Raw genomic sequence first — 400 nt, forward strand, 5'->3', positions numbered from 1 at the left:
GGCGCGATGATCGGGAAAATCACACGGTGTGATTTTTCTCCGGGGGAGCTGACGAGATATCTGGACCTTCAACCGCCTCATACTTGTGCCGCGTTTTCTTTTTCGTCGATTGAACCAGCCATGCGCACTCAGGGCACCAGTGCCCGATCAGGATATTGCTGAATTTCGTCCACCATGCGCGCCCGCGATGGCAAAGCCAGTGCATCTTGACATCGGCGCGTATGTACTCCGTGGACGCCCCGCTCGTGCGCCACCTGGCATGCAAGATCGCCCCCCTGGCGACGGTCCTCTCTTCCGCATGTGAGGCACCAGTTTCCGCGCAGAATGCGGTCGCCTTTGGTTTCCCGGTGTGGCCCACGAGACGGCGGAACGCATAACGCCCATTGACACCAACATATGT

Annotated in this window: 1 protein-coding gene; it reads right to left on the reverse strand. The window is 58.8% G+C overall.

All coding sequences use genetic code 11. The features are described 5' to 3' along the window. Positions 1 to 19 precede the first annotated feature (19 nt). Positions 20 to 400: hypothetical protein (locus tag BTA35_RS18585; RefSeq protein ID WP_238377645.1), on the reverse strand; the 381-nt coding region annotated here is incomplete at its 5' end.

This window comes from Oceanospirillum linum (genome assembly GCF_001995095.2).
GTDB lineage: Bacteria > Pseudomonadota > Gammaproteobacteria > Pseudomonadales > Halomonadaceae > Oceanospirillum > Oceanospirillum linum.